16 protein-coding genes are annotated in these 22550 nt (G+C 70.8%); 3 read left to right on the top strand and 13 right to left on the bottom strand.

Annotated elements, in window-relative coordinates; all coding sequences use genetic code 11:
- Positions 1 to 432, top strand: coding sequence for a hypothetical protein (locus ENSA5_RS32155; RefSeq protein ID WP_106395544.1), 432 nt, complete (start codon positions 1 to 3; stop codon positions 430 to 432).
- A 24-nt stretch (positions 433 to 456) separates the two neighbouring features.
- On the opposite strand, the gene recJ is transcribed toward ENSA5_RS32155, so the two are convergent.
- From recJ to ENSA5_RS32120, 7 genes are all read right to left on the bottom strand, one after another.
- Positions 457 to 2235 (bottom strand): single-stranded-DNA-specific exonuclease RecJ, encoded by a 1779-nt coding sequence (gene recJ / locus ENSA5_RS32150; protein WP_106395543.1) that lies wholly within the window; start codon positions 2233 to 2235, stop codon positions 457 to 459.
- Between the two features lie 28 nt (positions 2236 to 2263).
- Positions 2264 to 3844, bottom strand: coding sequence for a protein translocase subunit SecF (gene secF / locus ENSA5_RS32145; RefSeq protein ID WP_106395542.1), 1581 nt, complete (start codon positions 3842 to 3844; stop codon positions 2264 to 2266).
- A 10-nt stretch (positions 3845 to 3854) separates the two neighbouring features.
- The gene (gene secD / locus ENSA5_RS32140) at positions 3855 to 6020 is read right to left on the bottom strand and encodes a protein translocase subunit SecD (RefSeq protein ID WP_106395541.1); all 2166 of its coding nucleotides are present in this window, start codon (positions 6018 to 6020) and stop codon (positions 3855 to 3857) included.
- Positions 6021 to 6023: 3 nt separating this feature from the next.
- Entirely contained in the window at positions 6024 to 6455 is a 432-nt protein-coding gene (gene yajC, locus ENSA5_RS32135; RefSeq protein WP_219906905.1) for a preprotein translocase subunit YajC, read from the bottom strand.
- Positions 6456 to 6655: 200 nt separating this feature from the next.
- The gene (gene tgt / locus ENSA5_RS32130; RefSeq protein ID WP_258183088.1) at positions 6656 to 7924 is read right to left on the bottom strand and encodes a tRNA guanosine(34) transglycosylase Tgt; all 1269 of its coding nucleotides are present in this window, start codon (positions 7922 to 7924) and stop codon (positions 6656 to 6658) included.
- A 48-nt stretch (positions 7925 to 7972) separates the two neighbouring features.
- A complete protein-coding gene (gene queA / locus ENSA5_RS32125; RefSeq protein WP_106395539.1) occupies positions 7973 to 9031 on the bottom strand; it encodes a tRNA preQ1(34) S-adenosylmethionine ribosyltransferase-isomerase QueA in 1059 nt (352 codons plus the stop codon).
- Positions 9032 to 9060: 29 nt separating this feature from the next.
- On the bottom strand, positions 9061 to 10983 hold the full coding sequence (locus tag ENSA5_RS32120) for a Kelch repeat-containing protein (RefSeq protein ID WP_106395538.1): 1923 nt from the start codon (positions 10981 to 10983) through the stop codon (positions 9061 to 9063).
- Positions 10984 to 11066: 83 nt separating this feature from the next.
- On the opposite strand from ENSA5_RS32120, the gene ENSA5_RS32115 reads away from it, so the two are divergent.
- On the top strand, positions 11067 to 12890 hold the full coding sequence (locus ENSA5_RS32115) for a serine/threonine-protein kinase (protein ID WP_181198374.1): 1824 nt from the start codon (positions 11067 to 11069) through the stop codon (positions 12888 to 12890).
- Positions 12891 to 13049: 159 nt separating this feature from the next.
- Here the strand turns inward: ENSA5_RS32115 and ENSA5_RS32110 are convergent, their stop codons facing one another.
- Positions 13050 to 14273 (bottom strand): hypothetical protein, encoded by a 1224-nt coding sequence (locus ENSA5_RS32110; protein WP_146156341.1) that lies wholly within the window; start codon positions 14271 to 14273, stop codon positions 13050 to 13052.
- A 185-nt stretch (positions 14274 to 14458) separates the two neighbouring features.
- Between ENSA5_RS32110 and amrB the strand changes: the two genes are divergently transcribed.
- Positions 14459 to 15709, top strand: coding sequence for an AmmeMemoRadiSam system protein B (gene amrB, locus ENSA5_RS32105; RefSeq protein ID WP_146156340.1), 1251 nt, complete (start codon positions 14459 to 14461; stop codon positions 15707 to 15709).
- 56 nt (positions 15710 to 15765) lie between these two features.
- On the opposite strand, the gene ENSA5_RS32100 is transcribed toward amrB, so the two are convergent.
- The 5 genes from ENSA5_RS32100 to coaBC form a co-directional block, all read right to left on the bottom strand.
- The gene (locus ENSA5_RS32100) at positions 15766 to 16413 is read right to left on the bottom strand and encodes a TetR/AcrR family transcriptional regulator (protein ID WP_106395534.1); all 648 of its coding nucleotides are present in this window, start codon (positions 16411 to 16413) and stop codon (positions 15766 to 15768) included.
- 156 nt (positions 16414 to 16569) lie between these two features.
- Entirely contained in the window at positions 16570 to 19329 is a 2760-nt protein-coding gene (locus ENSA5_RS32095) for an efflux RND transporter permease subunit (protein WP_106395533.1), read from the bottom strand.
- 130 nt (positions 19330 to 19459) lie between these two features.
- Complete coding sequence (locus ENSA5_RS32090; RefSeq protein WP_106395532.1) at positions 19460 to 20065, bottom strand: HU family DNA-binding protein; 606 nt, start codon at positions 20063 to 20065, stop codon at positions 19460 to 19462.
- 322 nt (positions 20066 to 20387) lie between these two features.
- Entirely contained in the window at positions 20388 to 21236 is an 849-nt protein-coding gene (locus tag ENSA5_RS32085) for a uracil-DNA glycosylase (RefSeq protein ID WP_181198373.1), read from the bottom strand.
- Positions 21233 to 22549, bottom strand: a complete 1317-nt coding sequence (gene coaBC, locus ENSA5_RS32080; RefSeq protein ID WP_106395531.1) for a bifunctional phosphopantothenoylcysteine decarboxylase/phosphopantothenate--cysteine ligase CoaBC — start codon at positions 22547 to 22549, stop codon at positions 21233 to 21235. The genes ENSA5_RS32085 and coaBC overlap by 4 nt, the downstream gene beginning before the upstream one ends.
- Position 22550 lies beyond the last annotated feature (1 nt).

Genomic DNA, 22550 nt, shown 5'->3' with positions numbered 1-22550 from the left:
GTGTCACGCCTCGCCCGCCTGATCCCCGCGCTGATCCTGATCCTCCTCCCCTCGCTGTCGAGCTGCGGCGGCGGCGTATGCACGACCGCCAGCTGCGACTCGACCCTGGTCGTCGACTACGGCGCCATCGTCGTCAACGAGCCCTACGCGCTGACGATCAACCCGAACGGGCAGCCGGTCAGCGTGACCTGCCTCGACAACGCGCCCGACGCAGAGCCGCTGCCCGAGTGGCTCGAGTGCGACGCGGGCGGGTTCGAGATCACCGGAGAGATGGCCGAGACGAGCACGATCAGCGTGGCCGTCGTCCCCCTGTCCACGCAAGAGGCGGTGATCGCCAACGCGCTGGTGACCACCCTCGTCGATGAGATCCTGCAGCCGAACGGGCCAGACTGCGAGCCAGCTTGCTACCAACGGTCCGGAAGCGTCCCTTGAACTGCGGCCGTCAGCCGTCAGCGTCTAGGACCCTCGGACTCGCCACAGGCGATCGATGATCAGCTGGGGCCGGTCGCGTCCGCCGTAGCTGTTGCGTGAGGGGGTGAACAGGCAGCCGATGCTGTCGCCCCGCTCGACGCCAAACTCTGCCTTGCGAAAGGCGATCGCGTCGCGCTGGTCCCGGCCCTGGCGCAGGGTCAGCGCGAGGTGCCGCTCCTTCAACACGCGAACCCGAACCACCTGGGCGCCCGCGCACAGGTAGCGCGGGCGCTCGAAGCCGACCCCGAACGGCCCGAGCGACTCGATCGCGCCGATCAACTCGAGGTCGATGTCCTCGAGCGCGAGCTCGCCGTCGTGGACGTCGATCGGATCGCGCCCGACCTCCTCGCCGAGCTGGGCCGCGCAGGCCTGATCGAAGCGCTCGGTCAGGGCCGGGATGTTGGCGGCGTCCATGCTGACCCCAGCCGCCGCCTTGTGCCCGCCGTAGCGCCGCAGGAGGTCGGCGCACTCGGCCAAGGCCGCGCGGACGTCGACGCCCGCGGAGGTCCGCGCCGAGCCCCGAGCCTCGCCGCTGCCCGGATCGACCCCGATCACCAGCGTCGGCCGGCCGTAGCGCTCGACGATCCCGGCCGCCGCGATCCCGACGATCCCCGGCGCCCAGTTGTCGTGTGCGACCACGATCCCGCTGCGCCGCGGCGTGCGCGGATCCTCGCCGAGCTGGTCGAGGGCCTCGGCGACGATGCGATCTTGGAGCGAGCGCCGCTGGCTGTTGAACATCTCGACCTTGGCCGCGAGCGCCTCGGCCTCGGCGCCCGAGCGCGAGCGCAGCAGCTCCAACGAGGGCTCGGCGCTGCCGAGCCGCCCCGGCGCGTTGAGCCGCGGCCCGAGCATGAACCCGAGGTGGCCCTCGTCGACCGCGTGCTCCGGACCGACCCGCGCGCGACGCAGGAGCTCGCGGACCCCGGGCCGCTTGCGCTGGCCCATGGTCTCGAGCCCGTGGCGGACCAGCACGCGGTTGTCGCCGCGCAGCGGCATCATGTCGCAGACGGTCCCGAGCGCGACCAGATCGAGCCACGCCCGCGGATCCGGCAGGTTGGCGCGGCTCGAGGGCTCGGCCTTGGCGATCGCCGAGCGCATGCCCGCGGCCAGATAAAAGCCGACGCCCGCGCTGCACAGGCCCTTGAAGGGGAACGCGCAGCCGGCCTGGTGCGGGTTGAGCAACGCGCTGGCCGGCGGCATCGTCTCGGGGACCTGGTGATGGTCGATGACGACGGTGGGCACGTCGCGCTGGCGCAGCCAGGCCAGCGCTTCGTGATCCGAGGTCCCGCAGTCGCCGGTCAAGACCAGATCGACGCCGGCCTCGTGGAGGGCCTTGGCCGGCGCGAGGCCGAAGCCATAGCCGCCCGCGCGGCTCGCGACCTTGGCCACGACCTCGACGCCGACGCACTCGAGGAAGGTGGTCAGGATCGTGGTCGTCGTGACGCCGTCGACGTCGTAGTCGCCGAACATCCCCACTCGCCAGCCCCGGGCCCGGGCTGTGACCAGCAGATCGACGGCCTCGGCGAAGCCAGCCATGGTCGCGGGCGGCGAGAGCTCGCGCAGGCGCGGGGCCAAGAAGCGACGCTGCTCGTCGAGCTCCTCGATCCCGCGGCCGACCATCAGCTCGACGACGATCGGGTGGACGTCGAGGGCCTCGGCGCGCTCGCGCAGCTCGGCCCTCGAGTAGTTTGGCAGCGCGCCGCGCAGGTGCGCGCGGGGCGGCTCCCCCAGCGCCCACGACTCAGCTTCGCTCGGCTCGCTCATCGTGCCCGCGCGCGCTCAGCCGCTCGAATCAGTCTTTCGGTCGGCGGCGGCGGCGACGGGTCTTGCGCTCGCCGACGCCCTTGTCGACGTCGGCGATCTTCACGTTGATGTCGTCGCCCGCGCTCGGCTCGACCGCGGCCGCGCCTTCGCCCTCGGCCGTGCCCGCGACCTCGGCGTCGACGGCCGGCTGATCGCCAGCGCCGTCGCCCCGCTCGGGCCCAGCTTCGATCTGGGGTCCGAGCAAGGTCCCGGTCCCGCGCTCGGCGTCCTTGTCGGCGGTGAGCAGGTGGCCCTTGCCCTTGTACATCTTGTCGTTGACCCACAAGAACACGGGCGAGGCGACGAAGAGCGAGGAGTAGGTCCCGGCGATCAACCCGACGAGGAGCGCGAACGCGAAGTCCCTGATCTGCCCGCTGCCGAGCACCCAGGTCGCCGCGACCACGAGCAGGGTCGTCGTCGAGGTCAGGATCGTGCGGCTGAGGGTGTCGTTGAGCGCGGTGTTGGTCGTCTCCTCGATCGGGTCGTCGCGGTGCAAGGCCACGCGCTCGCGGACCCGGTCGAAGACCACGATCGTGTCGTTGATCGAGTAGCCGATGATCGTCAGGACCGCGGCGATCGAGGTCAGGTCGAACTCCTTGCCGGTCAGGGCGAAGGCCCCGACGACGATGATCGCGTCGTGGACCAACGCGACGATGCCGCCCGGCGCGAAGCGCAGGTCGAAGCGGATCATCACGAACAAGAAGATGAAGCCGATCGCGAACAGCATCGCCTGGACGCCGTCGCGCTTGAGCTGGCTGCCGACCTTGGCGCCGACGGTCTCGCTCGCGACGATGTGGTCGACGGTCCCGGCCCCGAGCTCCTGGTCGATGACGTTGGCGATGTCGTTGCCGACGCCGATCAGCGCGAACTCGACCGGGAACTCCTCGGGCTTGCCGACCCCGGGCGAGGCCGTGCCGTGGCAGCCAGCCTCGGCCATCAGCCGCTCGATCTGCGAGTTGCTCGGCTGGGCCGTGAACTTCATGAAGATCTTCGAGCTCTCACCCGGATGGACGAAGCCGTCGTCAGGCACGAGCTCGACGCCATCGTCGAGGCCCACGAGCGAGTCACGGCAGCCCGCGAGCTCCTCCTCGGAGATCGCGATCACCTGCTTGACCCGGATCAGGACCTCGTTCTCGGCGTCGGGGACCGCGACCGCGGAGCTGCCGGAGTAGCCCGCGTCGTCGAGCAGATCGCGGATTTGCTCGATGTCAGCCTCTTGCGTGAGCGCGAGGCGAACCGAGGAGCCGCCTTGGAAGTCGATGCCGTAGTTGAGCGCCGAGCCGGTCGTGAAGGCGTTGAACACCATCATGCCGATTGCGAGCAGGACCACGGTCAGCGACAGCAGCAAGCCCTGCTTGCGCCTGCCGACGAAGTCGATCCTGGTGTTGTCCGGGATCAGCTTGAAGAACTTCAGCTTGCTCGGATCGGGCGGCGCGGCCTTGGCCTTGGCCTCGCCGCCGCCGCCGCCGGAACCTGCGCGGGCGCTGCGGCCTCGCCTGCGGCGCGAGCCGCTGGTCGGGTCCTTGTCGCCTTCGGGGGTGTCGTTTCGATCGTTATCAGCCATCGTCATGCCCCCCGTTTCAGATCGAGACCCGGTCGAAGCCGCGGCGGTTGGCTTGCCAGTCGAAGAACACCCGGGTTGCGAACACGCCCGTGAAGATCGAGGTTGCGATGCCGATCAGCAGGGTGATCGCAAATCCGCGGATCGGCCCGGAGCCGTACTGCCACAGGACCAGACCGGCGATCGCGGTCGTGAGCTGCGAGTCGAGGATGGTCGTGAACGCGCGATCGTAGCCGGCCTCGATCGCCGCCCGGGCCGTGAAGCCCTCGCGTAAGAATTCGCGTACGCGCTCGAAGACGATCACGTTGGCGTCGACGGCCATGCCGATCGTCAAGACGACGCCGGCGATGCCGGGCAGGGTCAGCGTGGCCTGGAACAGGGCCATGGCCGCGAGGACCAGGACCATGTTCATGACCAGCGCAAAGACCGCGATCACGCCCGCGCGGCGGTAGTAGATGGCCATGAACACGATGACCATGCCGAGGCCGACCAAGAAGGCCTTGAACCCGCGCTCGACCGACTCTTGGCCGAGGTCGGCGCCAACCCGGATCTCGAACTCCTTGTTGAGGCGGGCCGGCAGCGAGCCGCTCTTGAGCACCTTGACCAGGTCGTTGGCCTGCTCGCGGATCGAGTCGCCGGGCTGCGAGCCGAGGGTGATGACCACGTTGCCGTTGGGGATCCGCTCGTTGAAGATCGGATCGGAGACCACGCGCTCGTCCATGATGATCGCCATCTTGCGGCCGATGTTGTCGCCGCTCATGCGGTCGAAGTCGCGGGCGCCGATCTTGTCGAAGCTGACCTCGACCTGGGGCGTGTTGGTGTCCTGCTTGTAGCCGACGTTGGCGGTCGTGATCCGATCACCGGTGATGTCGGCGCGCGAGCGGATGATGTGCGTGCGCCACAGCTGGGTCGGCTCCTCGTTGCGGCGCAGGACCCAGGGGACCTCGCCGTACGCGACCTTGTGCGTGTTGGGGATCCGCCACTCGGGGGGCAGGCTGTTGAAGAAGCGCTCGAGGGTCTCGCGCTCGAGCGCGTAGAAGGCGATCGGCTCCTCGACCATCGGCGCGCCCTTCTCGGGCTTGCCGTAGTTGTCTTCGATCGCAACCGAGATGCCGAGGCCCTCGGTCACGAAGCCGGCGTCGAACAGGGCCCTGAGGTAGGGCTTGCCGGTGTCCTTGAACGGGGTCTCGTCGTCGACCATGTGCATCTCGAGCACGGCCGCGCGCTCGATGACCTTGAGCAGCCGACGGAAGTCCGAGGAGCTCTCGAGGACCTCGTCGCGGGCGGACTCGGTCAGCGAGATCGTGACCATCTCGGGATCGGGGTCGGCGCCCGCGACCTCGGGGAGGATCGCAACCTCGGCGCCGAGGCGGTCGGGGTCGAAGATCATGACCGAGCCGTCGTCTTGCGGGATCAGCTTGTCGGCCCCGAAGATCTGCTCGAGCACCGCGCGGGCGTCGCTGTCGACCACGCGCATGTCGATCGCGCCAGGATCCTCGCGGTTCTCGACCGGCTGGACCTGGATGCCCTCGGTGTTGATCAGCGCGATCATGAGGTTGGAGACCTCATTCGCCGCCGCGCGCAGCTCGGTCGCGGTGTCGCTGACGCCGGGCAGCTCGATCACGACCTGGCGGTTCTTGGGATAGATGTTGGGCTCGGCGACGCCCATCGCGTCGACGCGGCGCCGCACGGTCTCGATCGCCTGGCCGATCACGGCCTTTTGGCTGTCCTCGATGACCTCCTCGGGCACCTTCATCTGAATGATGCCCTCGGACTCGAGATTCTCGGCGTCGAGGTCACGCTCGAGGTGACCGGCGACGACGGCCATGACGTCCTCGGTCGCGAGCTTGACGTCCTCGGGGTTCTCGAAGCGCAGGATCAGGGTGTCCTTGCCCTTGCGCTCGGTCTGAACCGTGACGTCTTTTTTCTCCTTGAACGCGCTCTCGAGCTCGCCGGCCATCTGGTCGAGCTTGTTCTCGAGCGCCTCGTCGACGGCGACGGAGTACTCGAGGTGGAGGCCACCCTGAAGGTCCAAGCCGAGCTTGAACTGACGGGTGAAGGTCTCGGAGATGAGCGGTGGGAGCTCGAACTTGCCGATCTGTGCGAACGAGGGCAGGACCGACAAGATCGCAACCGACAGCAGCAGGAGCAGCAGCAGAGCCTTGAGTTTGACGAAGCGACGCATGGATCAGCCCGCCTTCCGCGACGACTCGTCCTTGTCGGCCTTGTCCTTGGTCTTGTCGACCGCGGCTTTCTCGTCTTTGGCTTTGTCTTTGTCTTTGTCTTTGTTCTTGTCGTCGCTCTTCTCGCCGCGATCCTTCTTGGCCTGGGCCAGAGCGCTCTCCTCGAAGTCGGCCACGTCCTTCTTGAGCACCCGAACCTTGACCTTGTCGGCGATCTCGACAATCACGATGTCGTCGTCGACGCGGCTGATTCGGCCGAGGAGGCCGCCGGTCAAGACGATCTTGTCGCCGCGCTTGAGCTCGGCGAGTCGGTTCTTGCGCTCCTTTTCCTGCTTGCTCATCGGACGGAGCACCAGGAAATAGAAGACGCCGATCATGAGGATGAAAGGCAGCAGGCCCCCGAGGGGACTACCTGCGGCGCCTTCGGCGAGCAGCATCGGTGATAGGGCGAACATGGCCGGACGTGGCGGGAGTATCACGTGAACTCGGTCGCAATCTGACGGCCGAGACGCGATGGCCTCACGAGGGCGGCCTAGGTAGCAGCGCCGCACGCCGCGGTCAATCGGACCCCCTCGAGGCCATCGGGTGGCCCACCGGGGCCTCACCCGACATCAAATTGCTGTGTAAATCCAATAGCTTACGAGGTAGACTTCGAGCCCTTCCCGGGTTGCGTGCGGTCCTCGAGGACCCGCGCGAGGGCGGCCGCGACGGCGCCGAAGTTGCCCTGGCGGATCGCCCGGCGCTGGACGGCGACCCACTCGTGGAAGAAGTAGAGGTTGTGCATCGTGGCCAGACGCACGTAGAGGGGGTCGTTGTGGACGTGGAGGTGGCGCAGGTAGGCCCGAGAGAAGCGGGCGCAGACCGGGCAGCCGCAGCTGGGGTCGACCGGGCGATCGTCCCGGCGGAAGCGCCCGTTGCGGATGTTGAAGCGGCCGAGGAAGCTGATCAGCTGGCCGTTGCGAGCGTGGCGGGACGGGATCACGCAGTCGAACATGTCGACGCCCGCGCGGATCGCCGCGAGCAGATCGCTCGGCGTCCCGATGCCCATCACGTAGCGCGGCTTGTCCCGCGGCATCAGCGGGGCGATCGCCTCGAGGGTCGCGTGCATCTGCGGGATCGGCTCGCCGACGCTGAGCCCGCCGAGGGCGAGGCCGTCGAAATCGAGGGCCGCGAGGGTCTCGAGGTGTTCGCGGCGCAACTCGAGGTCGGTCCCGCCCTGGACGATCGCAAAGCACAGCTGGTCGTCACGGAGGATCTCGCGGCGTAGGCGCGCGGCCTCCTGGGCCCACAGGGTCGTCCGATCCATGGCCTCACGCAGGATCGCGCGGCGCGCCGCGTCGCTGGCCCCCCCGCCGTCGCCCGGCGGGCAGTGGTCGAGGATCATGCAGATGTCCGGGCCGATCGAGGCCTCGGCCTCGAGCACGCTGCGCGGGGTCATGCGCGCGGGCGAGCCGTCGAAGTGGGTCCGGTAGTCGACGCCCGCGTCGTCGATCTTCTGGAGCGAGCGGAGGCTGAACACCTGATACCCGCCGGAGTCCGTGAGGATCGGACCTGGCCAGTGCATGAAGGCGTGGATGCCCCCGACCTCGCCGACGCGCTCGGCCCCGGGCCGGTGGCTCAGGTGGTAGGCGTTGGCGAGCACGACCTGGGACCCCACGGCGCGCAGCTCGTCCGGGAGCACGCCCTTGACCGCGCCGTAGGTCCCCACGGGCATGAAGCAGGGCGTCTCCACGGGGCCGTGGCCGGTCCACAGCCGGCACGATCGCGCCGAGGTCTCACGATCTTCGGCGAGGATCTCGAGCGTGCCCGGGCGCGGATCCGTGGGTCGATGCGGGCCGAGCTCGGCGAAGGACGCGAGGCCCTCGGCAGGGTCGCAGCGCAGCTCGGGATCACTGGAGGTCGTCACAGGCGGCGATCGATGCCACGGATTCGAGCCCCGGGCCAGGGCCGAGGCTCAACGCTCGACGAGCATGCAGTCGCCGTAGCTGTAGAAGCGATAGCCCGCCCGGACCGCCTCGGCGTAGGCCGAGAGCACCCGCTCGCGCCCGGCGAGGCTGCACACGAGCATCAGGAGGCTCGATCGGGGCAGATGAAAATTGCTCAACAGGCGATCGACCACGCGAAACTCGTGGCCGGGGGTGATCACGAGCTCGGTCGCGCCGCAGCCAGCCACGATCGCGCCGCCGTGGCCAGCGGCGACCGACTCGAGCGTGCGGGTCACGGTCGTGCCGACGGCGAGGATCGGGCGGCCCTGGGCGCGCGCGGCCTCGATCCGCGCGGCGGCCTCGGCGGTGATCTCGAACCGCTCGGCGCCCACTTTGTGATCGCGCACGTCCTCGGCCTCGATCGGCAAGAAGGTGCCCGGGCCGACGTGAAGGGTGATCGCGACGTGATCGATCTCGGCGAGGAGCTCGCGGTCGAGGTGGAGTCCAGCGGTCGGCGCGGCCACCGACCCGCGCTCGCGGGCGAAGACCGTCTGGTAGCGGGTCAGATCCCGATCCGAGGGGCCCTCGGGCCGGGAGATGTAGGGCGGCAGCGGCAGCTGACCGGCGCTCTCGAGCGCGTCGAGCAGCTCGCCGGCGACGATCTCGAGCTCCGAGGCGCGGCTGTCGGGATCGTCCGGGCCCGCGCGGCCGACGAAGCGCAGGACCAGCTCGGCGCCCTCGACATTCAGAAGCTCGCCCTCGCGCAGCTTCTTGGCCCCGCGGATCCACGCCCGCAGCCGCGCGCCGGGTCCGAGCGCGGCCGGCTCGACGATCAGGAGCTCGAAGCGCTTGCCGGTCTCGCGCCGGGCGTGGACGCGGGCCGGCACGACCTTCGAGTCGTTGACGACCACGAGCGGAGGCGCGTGGCCGCGGGCGCCGAGCAGCTCGGGCAGATCGACGACGCCGCGGTGTTCGATCGGGCCGCCGCGCGGGAGGTGGAGCAGTCGCGCGCCGCGACGTTGCGGCGCGGGCTGCTGGGCGATCTGCTCGAGCGGGAGCTCGAAGTCGAAGTCCGCGGGGCTGGTCATGGGCGCCCGGAGTGTGGGGGACGACGCGCTCAGCGTCGAGCGAGGCGCAGGCCGAAGAAGCGCGCGCTGCCCGAGCCCGAGACCCCGAAGCCGAGCGCGAGCGGCCCCGCGAGCTCGCCGAGCTCGCACGCGGCGACCGGGCCATCGGGGCCATCGAGGCGCAGGAGACCGGCCTCGAGCTCGAGGACCAGGGGCTGCTCGGGGTTGGCGCCGCCGAGCGCACAGTCGGACGTGGACAGCTGCCCGCCCGGAGCCCGCGAGCGGACGACGACCGCGTCCTCGACCAGCGCGATCGCCACGAGCGACGACCCACCGCGAGCGAGGGTGAGGTGCGCGGTCACGCCGGGCTCGCCCTCGAAGCTGAACTCGAAGCGGAGCGAGGCGCTGCGAAACCCGCGAACATGGGCGCGGACCGGCGGCAGGGCGTCCGTCGGACCGCCCTCGGCTTCGAGGCGGAGGCCGCCGACGATGACCGTGGCCCCGCCCGGGTAATTGGTCACGAAGGCGTCGGTCTGCGGCCCGGTCAGATCGGGGATCCACTCGTCGGGGCCGTCGAGCGCCGGGCGCAGGCGCAGCAAGGGGGCGGCGCTGACCTCGTCGGTGGTCGTCGCTTTGCCGCCTGCGATCAGCGAGGTGCCGTCGAGCAAGGGCAGCATGAGCGCGCCGCTGCGGCTGATCGGCAAGAGCTCGACGCGCTCGGCCGCCGGATCGACGCCGGCCGTGCCGGGCGCGAACAACCACGTGTCGACCATGACGCGCTCGCCGGGCAGCACGAGCAGCGGGCGCGAGGTGGAGACGGGCGTCAGCGGCGGCGCGCGCAGGGTCGGATCGAGGCTCCCGCTGCCGGCCTCGGACCACCAGTGGAGGAGCCCGGACGGCTCGCTCAGGATGGCCAGGCCGCCGTCGAGGACCGCGAGACCGGCGACCGTCGCGGGCGCGTCGAGGCTGTGGACGAGCGCCCACTCGTCGGCGCCCGGGAGCAGGCGCTCGACGCTGCCGAGGCCGGCGCCATCGCTGTCGAAGCCGCCGGCCACGTAGGCCACGCCGTCGCTCGTGACGAAGGCGTGGGCGTCAAAGCGCGGCGCGGTGAGATCGGGCAGCCGAACGCTGGCCTCGGGCGCGCGCGGATCAAACCACCAGCTGTCGGCGAGGGCGCTGGCCGGATCGCAGGCGGCGTCGCCATCGACCGCGTCGCAGCCTCCAGCGATCAGCGCGGGCGACGAGTACGACGCCGACGCGGCGGCGTGGTGGGCGAGCGTGAGCGGCTCGCCGTCGACGAGCACCGGGCCCGCCGCGGCGACGCTCCCCTGCCCTGCCACGTCGACCTCCACGGGCTCGGCCAGCTCGCCGCCCGGGCCCGCGCCGCCGAGCACGACGAAGCGACGGGCGTCGATCCAGTGGACCGAGTGGCCCCGGATCGGCTGCGGCAGACCCTCGCCGAGGACCCGCGCCGTGCCGGTATAGAGATCGACGTGGACGAGCTCGTCGAGCAGCGCCGCGCTGGGGTCGAGTCCGCCGACGAGCAGCGCGTCGCCGACCGGACCGGTGGCCCCGGCGAGCTCGGTCCGCGGGCTCGGCTGAGGATCGAGCTCGCACAGGGAGTCGGGACCGGCGAAGAACACGGGCAGGATCGAGGCGCTCGCGTCGGCGCCCGCGATCCGGCCCTGCGTGAGCTCGGGATCGATCCCGTAGCTGCGCCCGACCGCCGTGACCGTGGCCCCAAACAGGCCCTCGGCGGCCACGCCCGTGGCCCCCTCGGGCAGCGCGGAGATCGTGCCGCGCTCGCCGGGGCCAAGCAGGATCTCGGTCCCACCGCTCGGCGGCGCGTCGCTCAGCACCCGCACGCGGAGGCCGGAAAATTCCTGCTCGAGGCCGCAGCCGCGGATCGCCACGAGCTCGATCGTCTCGGCGCGGCCGCAGGCGCTGAGCGTCGCCGCGAGGCCGAGCGCCAACGAGGCGCTGAGCAGTATGGCGCGCGGAGTCAGGATCTTGCCCTCGACGCGGTCATCGACCGGCGCATGCTAACATGCGGTTCTTGCCGGGTTTGTCTGCAAACGCCAGCACAGCGTCGAGTGGGGGAGCCCTCACGCCCGCGAGCGAGGCCGACGCAGCGCGGACCCTGGGCAAGTATGAGCTCCTGCGCTTGCTCGCGCGCGGGGGCATGGGCGAGGTCCACCTCGCGCGCCTCCCCGGAGAGCTCGGCTTCGAGAAGCTCCTCGTCGTCAAGACGATCCGTGCAGACCTCGCCGCGGATCCTCGCTTCGTCGAGCTGTTCGCGGCCGAGGCCAAGACCGCCGTCGGCCTCCGCCACCCCAACATCACGCCGATCTACGAGCTCGGGCGGGCCGACGACGGGACCTTGTACACGGCGATGGGCTGGGTCGACGGGCCCTCGCTCTACGCCCTCGGCGAGCGCCTGCGGAGCCTCGGTCGTCGCCTCGAGCTCGGCGCCGTGCTGTTCATCGTGCGCGAGATCCTCGATGGCCTCGCCCACGCCCACAGCCACGATCGTGAGCGGCCCCCGGTTGTCCATCGAGACATCAACCCGGCCAACGTGCTCGTCGACCGCAGCGGCCGCGTGCAGATCGTCGACTTCGGCATCGCCAAGCCGGCCGAGACCGAGGTCCGCGGGGTCATGGGCTCGGCCGGCTACATGGCGCCCGAGCAGGCCCGCGGGGGCACGGTCGATCCGAGCGCCGACGTGTTCAGCGTGGGCTGCGTGTTCTACGAGCTGCTGACCAACGCGCGGGCGTTCACGGGCGAGGGCGTGTGGATGTCGCCGAGCCTGGCCGAGATCCCTGCGCAGCTTCGGCCGCTGATCGAGCGCGCGCTGGCCTTCGAGCCCGAGCAGCGCTTCCGCGACGCCGGGGCCTTTCTTCGCGCCGTCGCGCCGCTGCTGGCCGAGCACGCCCCGAGCTTCGCCAGTCGCGAGCTCGCGGCGATCCTCGCGCAGCTGCTGCCCGACGACTGGGCCGCCGAGGCCTCGCCGAGCTCGGGCGCGCGCACGCCCGCGACCAAGCTCACCGGGCCGGTCCAGACCTTCGCCACGCGCCTCGAACCCGCGAGTCGAGCGGAGCCGCCCACGCGCCCGGCCCCCGCCGTGGCCGCGGACCCCGGCCCATCCGAGCGCGCGCGTGACGATCCATCCTCGACCGAGTCGACCGAGTCGACCGAGGCGACCGGGCCAGAGCGATCGCGCGGGCGCGTCGGCTTCGCGGGGCGGCTCGTGGCCCTCGTCGCGGCGGTCGCCCTCGCGGCGGCGGTCGGGGGCTACCTCGTCGCGCGGACCGACGCGACGCCTCCGGTCGAGCGCTCGGGTGCGCTCCCGGGCCAGACCTCGACGGCGACGGCGGGCTCGGATCCCGAGCCCGAGCCGGGCCCGGTGCCCGAGCCGGCCACCGTCGAGGCCGAGCCGGCCCGAGGACTCCAGCTCGCGCTCGAGGTCAGCCCCGACGACGCGGTCGTCACCCTCGACGGCCGCGCGCTCACCGGTCCCCCCTTCACGCTCGTGCTCGACGGCGACGCCCCCCGCCAGCTCCTCGTTCACCGCGACGGCCACCGCGACGTGAGCATCGAGCTCGACCCTGCGGCGCCCCCCGACAGCCCCGTGGCGATCACCCTCGCGCCGCTCGAGCTCGGGAAGCTCAGCGTGCTCGCGCCGAACGTCGCGTGGGCTGAGGTCTGGCTCGACGGGACCAAGCTCGGGACCACTCCCCTGAGCGACAAGGACGTGGTCGAGGGTCGGCACAAGCTCGAGGTCCGCTGCACCCCGGCGGTGTGCGGCGAAGCCCGCGTGCTGCTCGACCGCCACGTCCGGATCAAGGCTGGCCGCCAGAACACCTTCAGCCCCGAAGACTAGCCCTGGCGGCTAGTCCTAGATCAGCGCTGAACTCAAAAAGAGCGCGGGGGGCTTCGCCGCCGCAGCGAGGGGCCTCTTCGAAAGGCCCCTTGAAGGTTGGAAGGCCTGAGTCGAGCGCGCAGCCCTCGACTCAGGCCGAGCTCCGGCTCAGGTGCGCAGCTACAACCCGCCGATGAAGTCGTTGGCGTCGATGTCGAGGGACGCGGGCGCTCGGTCTCGCCCGCCGACGAGGACCCCGGCGACGACGCCCCCGACGACGGCCGCGGCGACGCCCGCGCTCGTCCCCCAGACCCACCCGCGGCGGTACCACGGTCGCTCGACCGGGCCGACCTCGTCGTCGACCGGCCCGGCGGGCGGCTCGACGAGGACCACGGGCCACGGCCCCGGCAGCGACGCGCTCGCGCTCTCGAAGGGTCCGTCGAGCGCGACGGCGATCCCCTCGCCCAGCTGATCGCGCGGGCCGATCCACAGCGGGCCAAAGCCTGCGCCGCAGCGATGCGCCTGCAGACCCACGCGAGCGCCGCGGCGCTCGGCCACGACGAGCAAGTCGAGGGCCAAGACCTCGCAGATCGCGTCGATCGCGTCGATCGCGTCTGTGGCCGTCGCCGCGTTGGGATCGTTGGGGACCCGCTCGGCCCCGAGCGAAGGCGTCCAGGGTTGATCGGCGCCGCGCCAGGCCGCGACCGGCTCGTGGCCGTCGCGGCGGACGACCATGAAGTGGGGACCGGGCGGAAGCGGGCGCGAGCCGGGCACGCCGTCGATCTCGACGCTCAGCCCCGTGGCTCCGTCTGGGAGCGAGAGCTGAGGCTCGATCCAGTCGCGGTCTCGCCCGGCCAGGAGCGCAGACTGGATCGCCTGGTGACGCTCGACGAGCTCGGGCGCGGCCTCGCGGACCGACAGCTGCGCCTCGGGATCGACGCGCAGGGCGTCAGCGAGCGCGGCTTCGGCGAGCTCGACCTCGCCGAGCGCCCACGCGATCTTGGCCGCGAGCAAGTGGGCCTCGCGCGCGCTCGCGGCTGCGCCGGGCAGCTCCGGGGTCTCGTGGAGACGGTCGAGGACCTCCGCGAGCTCGGCCCGAGCGTCGTCGAAGCGGCCCCCACGGTAGGCGCCGTCGGCCTCGTCGAGGCCCGCGCGCAGCGATCGCTGGCGCTCGCGCAGATCTGCGGGCAGCTCGCGCGAGACCGCGACTCGAGCCCGATCGAGGGCGCGATCCATCACCGACTCGGGCGCTCGTCCATCGCGCCCGGCGATCAGCTCGCGCACCGACGCCCGCAGCGAGGCGTCGGGCTCGTCCCCCTCCGCTCCGGACCGCCACTGGACGGCGATCGCCGGAGGCGGTACCGGTCCCGCGAGCATCGACGCGAACAGGACCAAGGCCCTCACTCGGCCATCATAGAGCGGCGACCCGTTTGAATCCACGGCCCCGGCACATCTGGGGCCGCTCTTGCCCTTGTCGCTCGGCGCTCACAGCACGCCCGGCCCGGTGCGGCTTCGGCCTGTCTCCTCGTCCCCTGAAAACAGCCGCCCCTCGGGCGCCCCCGCCACAAAGCGCCTACCATCGTCGACCCATGGCCCCCGGACCCAAGCTTCGACGCCTCGAGCGGCTTCGCATGCGCCGCGGCGACGACGAGCTCGTGGTCCTGCGCGATCCACTGGAGCTGGCCGAGCCGATCGCCATCGATGCCAGCTACGACGCGGTGCTCGACGCCCTCGACGGCCAGCGGACCCTCGCGCAGATCCGGCAGTCGCTGCTCATGCGCGGGCTCGTGACCGTCGAGCTCGCCGACCTCGTCGACTTCGTCGAAGATCTGAGCGAGGCCGGCCTCCTCGATGACGAGCGCTTTCGCGAGCTGTGGACCGCCGCCCACGAGGCCTTCGTCGAGCAAGACATCCGCCCGCCGCGTCGCGCGGGGCTGCTGTATCCGGACCAGCCCGAGGCGCTGCGGGCCTGGCTAGCCCCCGCCTTGCCGCGAGCTCGCGCCGACGCGGCCGAGCCAGCCGGGCAGCACGCCGACGACCGCGAGCTCGGCGGCGCCCGCGGCTGGGCGCGCCCGCCCGTCGCGGTCGTCGTACCTCACCAGCCGCCCCCGTCGATCGCCGGACCGCTGCGTCGCCTCCTGGCCGGCCTCCCCGCGCCCGAGCAGTATCGGCGCGTGGTCATCCTCGCGACCGATCACACGCCCGGGCTCCTGCCCTATGCGAGCGCCGACAAGGACTGGGCCACCCCGCTGGGCGACGTCGCCTGTGACCTCGAGCTGCTCGCCGAGCTCGATCAGCGACTGCCATGGTTGCTGCGCGAACAGACCCGCCTGCGGGTCTCCGATCCGATCGAGTGGGCGACCCTGATCTTGCGTGGTCTGTGGGGAGATCGCTGCCCGCCCGTGCTCCCGCTCGCGTGCGGCCAGACGCGGCTGACCACAACCGACGGCGCCCAGCGTGCGCGCGAGCTCGTCACGCAGCTCGACGACCTGCTCGGGGAGTCGACCCGCGCCGGGCAGGTGCTGTGGTGGACGGCCGCCGAGCTCAGCCACTGCGGCCCGGCCTACGGACACGCGCAGCTGCCCGAGCGCGAGCAGGTCGAGCTCGACGACCGCGAGCTCCTGCGTCCGCTGCTTCAAAACCAGCCCCAGACCCTGACGCGCCACCTGATGGACCGCGACCCGGCCGCGCGCCCCAGCGGCACCGCGGCGCTCGTGACCCTCGCCGAGCTGCTCCCGAGCGACTACGACGCCGCGCTGCTCGACTACCAGGCCCTCCCCGCCCCTGGCGACCTCCCCGGCTGGATCGGCTGCCCAAGCATCCGGTTCTGTCGACCCTGACCCGCGCCGAGAGCACCCGACCTTCGCTGACGGCCGCGGGGGTCCAAACCAGGCCCTTAATTTGGCGGAGCTTTGGTCGGTGCGGCCGCGAACTCGACCGCGCTCGCGCTCGCGTGGGCCTTGAGCATGCGCAGGACCTGCTCGGCGGCCAGCTCTGGGGCGACCGGGAGCCGCCCCTCGGCGTCGAGGACCGTAAAGGTCCCGAGGCCATTGATGTACGCGAGAACCGAAATGGCGAGGGTGTTGGGATCGCCCGCGATGAACACACCTTCGGCGATGCCGCGCTCAATCACGTTCGCATAGAGACCCCGCATGATCCGCGTGATCTCCTCGAGCTTGGCTCGAAACGCAGGCTCTTCGACCGACATGCTCACGAGCAGGTTCTGGAGGCGGACCTCGTCTGGCTCGTCCTGCATCGTCCGCAGGTGGGCTTTGACGAGCTGGCCGAGGGTCCGATCCGCAGGCTGCTCGGTCACGGGGTCAAAGGTCCAGCGTGCCTCCAGCGAGCTCGCCAGGTTCTCCAGGATGTCCTGGAAAATCTGCTCCTTGGCCCGATAGTGAAAGTAGACGCCGCCCTTGCTCAGCCCAGCCTCGCGGGCGATGTCCAGCAATCGCGTCGCCGTGAAGCCCCGGCGTACGAAGCATCGCGTCGCTGCCGCCCGGATCTGCTGTTTGCGATGCTCGTCACTCCGCTGTCTCGTCACGCTTTATCCCTCTCTGAGATTGCAATGTGGAACACGTCTCCCAAGCTAACAGAAGACTGAGGCCCCGCAAAGAACAATTTCAGTATGTAGAATTCTACGGGGTCGATGTTGCAAATCAGCGTTGCGAAAAAAGCGCAGCGGTCCCGGCGCGAGGCCTCACTCGGCCTTGTCGAGGACCAGGAGCAACGCGGGCAGCACGACCACGCTAGCGATCATCGTGCAACCGATCGCGATGACCATCGTGGCGCCAAGCTGGACCATGCCGAGGTGGCCGCCGAGCAAGAGCCCGGCGAAGCCGACCATCGTCGTCAGCGAAGACAGGACCACGGCGCCGCCGGTTCCGCTGATGACCTCGTCGATCCGCGCGCGGCCGCCGTGGGACCGAGCGTTGATCTCCCAGCGGTGCATCATGTGAACCCCCGCGTCGACGCCGATGCCGAGCGCGAGCGGCATCACGACGATCGTCGCGACGTTGAGGCGGAGCCCGACGAGCGCGAACACGCCGACCATCCAGCCCATCCCGATGAGCACCGGAGACAGCGCGAGCAACGACTTGCGCAGGTTGGCGAAGTCGAGCAGGAGCAGGACGACGACCAGACACAGCGAGAAGAACGACGCCCGCTTGAAGCCGTCGAGGATCATGACGTTGTGGTGGTAGAGCGAGACCCCCTGCCCCGCGGCGTGGGGATCGACGGACTCGAGCTCCTCGGTGAAGCGCCGCGCGGGCGCGTTGCTGTTGACGCCGCTGGTCACGTCGCCCGCGGGATAAACATAAAGGGCGATCCGCCCGCTGCCGTCTCCCGCGACGAAGCGGCGCTCGAACAGATCCGGGAGGTCGCTCGGGACCCAGCGCCCGCGGGCGGCGACGGCCCGGGCCGTGGCCCACGCCGGGCCCATCAGCGTGGCCATCTGCTGCTCGAGCTCGGAGAGGGTCGCGGTGGCCTCCGCGACCGGGGTCGTCTCGAGCCGGGTCCGGAGATCCGAGAAGGCCTGCCGGGCCGCGGTGATCGACGCCGTGTCCCGCCCGCCTTGCTCGGCCGCAAACCCGAGCTCGTCGAGGGCGTCGACGACCCCGAGCACCTGCTTGGCGAGGGCCGCGGGCGAAGGCTCGCGCGCGCTGAGCTTGGTCCAGTCGGGGTCGCGCTCGAGCCCCTCGAAGTCCGCGCGGAGCTTGGCGAGGCGCTCGTCGCTGAGCTCGGGCAGGATGTCGGTCGGGCTCTCGACCCGGGCGACGCTGTCCATCGAGCGCAGGCTGTCGGCCGAGCGTCGGGCCTCGTCGAGGTCGTCGGCCGTGACCCACGCGAACCACGGCGTCATCGCGCCGTCGTCCTCGAGGGTCTGGAGCCCCTGGGTCGACTCGAAGGAGCGGGGCAAGAACTCCAAGTAGCGCGGGTTGAAGGTCGGCATGACCGAGGTCCCGACGAGCGACAGGGTCAGGGCCCCGAGCACGATCAGCAGAGGCGAGCCGCGCACGATCCGAGCGAGGAAGCCGATCTTGCCGAGCGGCTTGGGCGGGTGCTCGTGGACCTCGAGGTTGCCGCGGCCGAGGGTCACGGGCAGCAGCAGCAACGCGGCGAGCAGCGCGACGAGCAGGCCGATCGCCGTGATCACGCCCATCCGCGCGTACGAGGTGAACTCCGTGGTCGCCACGGTCAAGAAGGCCAGCGCGGTAGTCACCGCCCCGGTCACGACCCCGGGTCCGGCCTTGGACAGCGACGAGAACAGCGCCTCACGACGGGTCCGCCCCTGACGCAGATCCTCGTCGTAGCGCGCGAGCAGGTGGACCGAGAAGTCGATCCCGAGGCCCATGAGCACGGCGGCGAAGCTCGAGGTGATCGGATCGAGGCTCTCGAACATCAGGTACATCGCGCCGAGGCTCACGATCGTTCCGACGCCGATCGGCAGCAGCGCCACCGCGGCCCGACGCAGCGAACGAAACGCCAGCATCAAGAGCAGGAAGATGCCGAGGCCCGTGGCCGCGCTCGCGCGGAGCATGCCGGCGGCGAGGGCCGTCTCCTCATCGACGACCAAGAAGGGCAGGCCCGTGAGCGTGACCGAGACCTCGTCGTGCTCGAGCGCGGACGCGAGCTCGCGCAGACGCACGACCGCGGGGTTGAAGTCGTAGACCTCGTCGCCAGCGAATTCGGCGAAGACCACGACGAGCAGGCGCTGGCCGTCGTTGCTGACCAGGTAGCCGTCCTCGTCGAGGCCCCGCTCGCGCAGCTCCTGGGCGTCGGGGAACACAGCGCCTCGATCGCCCGCGAGGGACGCGAGCAGGGCGTTGGTGTCGACGCCCTCGCCGACCCCGGCGTCGGCCGCGAGCTTGGCGTCGAGAGCCTTGGCGAGCTCGGCGAGCTGCGCGAGCTGAGCGTCGGCGCCGCTGGGGTCGACCTCGATCTCGCCGTCGAGGGCCGCGAGCAGCTGAGCCTCGAGCAGGCCGAAGATGCCCTCGGTCCCGCGCTCGAGCGCGGCGGGGAGGTCGGCGTCGGGCGGGAGCTGCCTGCGAAGCTCCGCGAGCTTGCCGGGCTCGCGGACGAGCAGGGTCTCGGCGATGTCCTCGGCCTCGATCCGCGCGAGCACCCGACCGCGGAACATCTCGTCTTGCTCGAGCTCGGCGACGAAGGCGTCGACGGTCGCGCGTCGGTCTTGCGCCGTCCCGCCGGCGACGATCGCCACCGGCGAGTCATGGTGGCCGAACTCCTCGTGGAACTCGACGATGCGGCGCTGATACCAGTTGTCCTCGTCGACCATCCCGACCCGCGAGGTCTTGATCGTCAGCTGGCTAGCGAACACCGCGCCGAAGATGGTCAGCAACGCCAGGACCACGGACACCGTGACCGGCCACCGGATCCCCAGGCGCCCGAACACGACGTAGAACTTGTCGCGCTTGCGGTCGATTCGGCCCCGTCGGGACATCGCGACCTGTTAGCGCCAAGTTGGCGGTCAATGCAAGGGCTGAGGCTCAGGCCGAGACCTGCAGCACGGGTCTGGCGGTCCACGCAGCGAAGCGCGCAAGCTCGCGCACATCAGCGAGGTCGAGCCGGGCTCAGGATCCCGTGCCGTCGAGGTCGTCGTTGCGGCGGCGGCGGGTGACCTTGCGCAGCGGGGCGTCGGGCAGCAGCGACTCGCCGATCGGCGGCTCGAGCTCCACTTCCTCGCGGGTCACCAGCTTGCGCCCGCGAGGCCCAGCTGCGGGCGCGCCGAGCTTGGAGGCCGGCTTGCGCTTTTTCTGCTTGGCGGCGGTCTTGCTCGCGGTCTTGCTCGCGGTCTTGCGCTTGGTCTTGCCGCTCGTGCGCGCGGCCTTCTTCTTCTTGCGCGTGGCCTTGGTCTTGGACGGCGCGCTGACCTCGTTGAGCTGCCGCTTGAGGTCGGTGCTCAGCTTGAAGTCGACGGTCTCGCAGGCCTCGATGTCCATCGGCTCGAGCGTGCGCGGGTTGACACCGCGCCGACCCGAGCGCTTTTTCTTCGTGAAGGTCCCGAACTTTGGGTAGGTGAAGCGCGGGTTGGAGCTCCGCGTGACCCGCGAGCGCACGAAGTACGCGGCCAGCTCGGTGAACGCGAGGTCGAGGATCTTGGCGATGACCTTCTTGGTGACGTCGGGCGGCAGGTCCCGATTGCGGGCGATGCGATCTATCAGTTCGGCCTTCGTCATGGGCGTATGAGCGAGGAGCGAGCGAGGCGTCAGGTCGACCCACCGCGCGCCACGTCGCGAGCGGCGACAGGCGCGGGCAAGCGACCGCGACGGGGCTGGCTGCCCACTCTAGGGGCGAGGACTGTGAGAGTCAACTACTGCGCAGGGATTACGATCGCGGTCCTAGGTGTGCTCCTGGTCCCTTCAATCGACGATTCGTTGCTTCACCAGACACAACCAAGCAGGTCGAATCGCTCGGGTGAGCGGCGGCACCTTTTCAACCAAAGTCCCGGCAGTCGGCCCCCGCAGACCTCGACCACCGCGCTCAACGCTCGGGACTTTTTTAGCGCGTGAGAGAGAGCGCGCGGTCGAGGTCGGCGAGGACTTTTTGCTCTTCGGACTTGATCGCGCCGCCGCGATCTGGTCGGGCCTGCGGACCGCGAGCGTCGCGGGGGCTCTGCTCGCGCCGGAGCACGTAGGACGGGTGGTAGGTCACCACCAAGGGAATCTCGGCGCCCGACTTTGGCTCGCGGTAGCGATGCACACGGCCGCGCATCTCGTACAGCTTGTGGTCGCGTCCGAGCAGCAGACAGCCCGCGAAGCGACCGAGCGCGACGATGACCTTGGGCTGGACAGCCCGGATCTGCGCGTGCAGGAAGGGAGAGCAGCGCTCGATCTCGTTTGGCTGCGGATCGCGGTTGCGCGGCGGTCGACACTTGAGGACGTTGGCGATGTAGACCTGCTCGCGGCCCAGCCCGAGCTGCTCGAGCCAGCTGTCGAGGCGCCGACCCGCGGCGCCGACGAAGGGCTGACCGAGACGATCCTCGTCGGCGCCCGGGGCCTCGCCGACGAACATCAGGTCGGCCTCGGGGTCGCCGACACCGAACACGATGTTGCGCCGGGTCGCGGCCAGGGGGCAGCGACGACAGTCACCGACGTTGCGCTCGCGCAGGTACGCGAGCTTCTTCGCGGCCGGCCACTCGTTCGCCGAGCGACGCGCGACCGGCCGCGAGGCCTCACCCTTGTCACCGCCCGACCCGGGCGACCCGGGCGACCCGGGCGACGAAACATCACCATTCGAGGACGGCGATTGTGTGTGGCCCCCGCGAGAGTGTGGTGATTCTTCGGTGGCGGGATTGTCGTCGGTCTGGGCTGGCGCGCTCGCCTCGACCTCGCCGAGCTCGCCGCTCACGAGCGCACCTCGTCCGACCACCAGCGCGCCGCGAGCTGGTCGAGCAACCAGTGGGCCAGCGTCTGCTTCGGTCGGGGCTCGCCAGCGTCGAGGGTCTCGGCGTCGGCGAACATGAGCAGCCCGGCGTTGGTCGAGCTGCCAAAGCCCAAGCCCGGGACGCCGACGCGGTTGACGAACAGCGCGTCGCAGCCCTTGCGCTCGAGCTTGGCGGCGCCGAGGCGGCGCAGCTCGGTCTCGACATCCTCGGCGCGCGGGGCTTCGGCCTCGTCGACGGTCTGGGCCGCGAAGCCCAAAAAGCGCGTCTTCGCCTCGGGGCTCGCGTGGCAGCGCGCGGTCAAGGTCGCGAGGATGTCGACCTCGGCCTCCCAGCGCATCGACGCGAACGCGTCGAGGACCTGCTCCTTGCCGACCTTGCGGGTGGCCGGCTCCGCCGGGATCAAGTCGGCGACCGCCGCGACCATCGCGACGAGATCGACCTCGCCGGAGCCGAGCTCGCGCCCGCAGGCGTCGAGCATCTGCGCGCCAGTCTCGACGTCGATCCGACGGACCCCGCGCGGCGTGTCGAGCCCGACGGGGCCAGCGACCAGGACCACCTCGGCGCCGCGCGCCGCGGCGGCCTCGGCCAGGCAAAAGCCCATCAGCCCCGTCGACGCGTTGCTGATGAAGCGCACGGGGTCGAGGTAGGCCCGCGTCGGGCCGGCGGTGACCAGGAGCTTGCGGCCGCGCCAGTCGGCGCCACGAACCGGCGGCCAGACCTCTGGGTGCGCCTTGCGATCGGCGACCGCGCGCGCGGCCGCGGCGATCACCGGCGGGTCGATCATGCGGCCTTCGCCGATCCAACCGCAGGCGAGCTCGCCGCGATCGGGCCCGACGAACACCGCCTTGCGCTCGCGCAGGCGCTCGAGGTTGGCCCGCGTCGCCGGGTGTCGCCACATGTTGGTGTTCATGGCCGGGGCCCAGAGGACCGGCGCCTCGGTCGCTAGCAGGATCGTCGTCGCGAGATCGTTGGCGAGCCCGGCGGCCGCGCGGGCCATGAGGTCGGCGGTCGCCGGAGCGACGAGCACGAGCTCGGCCCAGTCGGCGATCTCGATGTGCCCAACCCGGCCCTCCTCGGCGGCGTCGAGCAAGCTGTGGCGGACCGGCCGAGCGCTGACGGTCGCGAGCGACAGCTCGGTGCAAAACGCCGACGCGGCCGCCGTCGTCACGACCTGAACCTCGCAGCCGACCGCGATCAACTTGCGGACCAGATCGGGCGCCTTGTAGGCCGCGATCCCGCCGGAGACGATCAGCACGACCCGGGTCATCGCGCCCATC

Origin of the sequence: Enhygromyxa salina (assembly GCF_002994615.1) — a bacterium.
Taxonomy (GTDB): domain Bacteria; phylum Myxococcota_A; class Polyangia; order Nannocystales; family Nannocystaceae; genus Plesiocystis; species Plesiocystis salina_A.
The sequence above is the reverse complement of the archived record's forward strand: the minus strand, read 5'-3'. Positions and strand labels throughout refer to the sequence as shown.

Excerpts from the sequence above, each read along its gene's own strand:
- recJ (WP_106395543.1), bottom strand. The coding sequence starts at position 2,235 with ATGAGCGAGCCGAGCGAAGCTGAGTCGTGGGCGCTGGGGGAGCCGCCC.
- secF (WP_106395542.1), bottom strand. The coding sequence starts at position 3,844 with ATGACGATGGCTGATAACGATCGAAACGACACCCCCGAAGGCGACAAG.
- secD (WP_106395541.1), bottom strand. The coding sequence starts at position 6,020 with ATGCGTCGCTTCGTCAAACTCAAGGCTCTGCTGCTGCTCCTGCTGCTG.
- yajC (WP_219906905.1), bottom strand. The coding sequence starts at position 6,455 with ATGCTGCTCGCCGAAGGCGCCGCAGGTAGTCCCCTCGGGGGCCTGCTG.
- queA (WP_106395539.1), bottom strand. The coding sequence starts at position 9,031 with ATGACCAGCCCCGCGGACTTCGACTTCGAGCTCCCGCTCGAGCAGATC.
- amrB (WP_146156340.1), top strand. The coding sequence starts at position 14,459 with ATGGCCCCCGGACCCAAGCTTCGACGCCTCGAGCGGCTTCGCATGCGC.
- ENSA5_RS32095 (WP_106395533.1), bottom strand. The coding sequence starts at position 19,329 with ATGTCCCGACGGGGCCGAATCGACCGCAAGCGCGACAAGTTCTACGTC.
- ENSA5_RS32090 (WP_106395532.1), bottom strand. The coding sequence starts at position 20,065 with ATGACGAAGGCCGAACTGATAGATCGCATCGCCCGCAATCGGGACCTG.
- coaBC (WP_106395531.1), bottom strand. The coding sequence starts at position 22,549 with ATGGGCGCGATGACCCGGGTCGTGCTGATCGTCTCCGGCGGGATCGCG.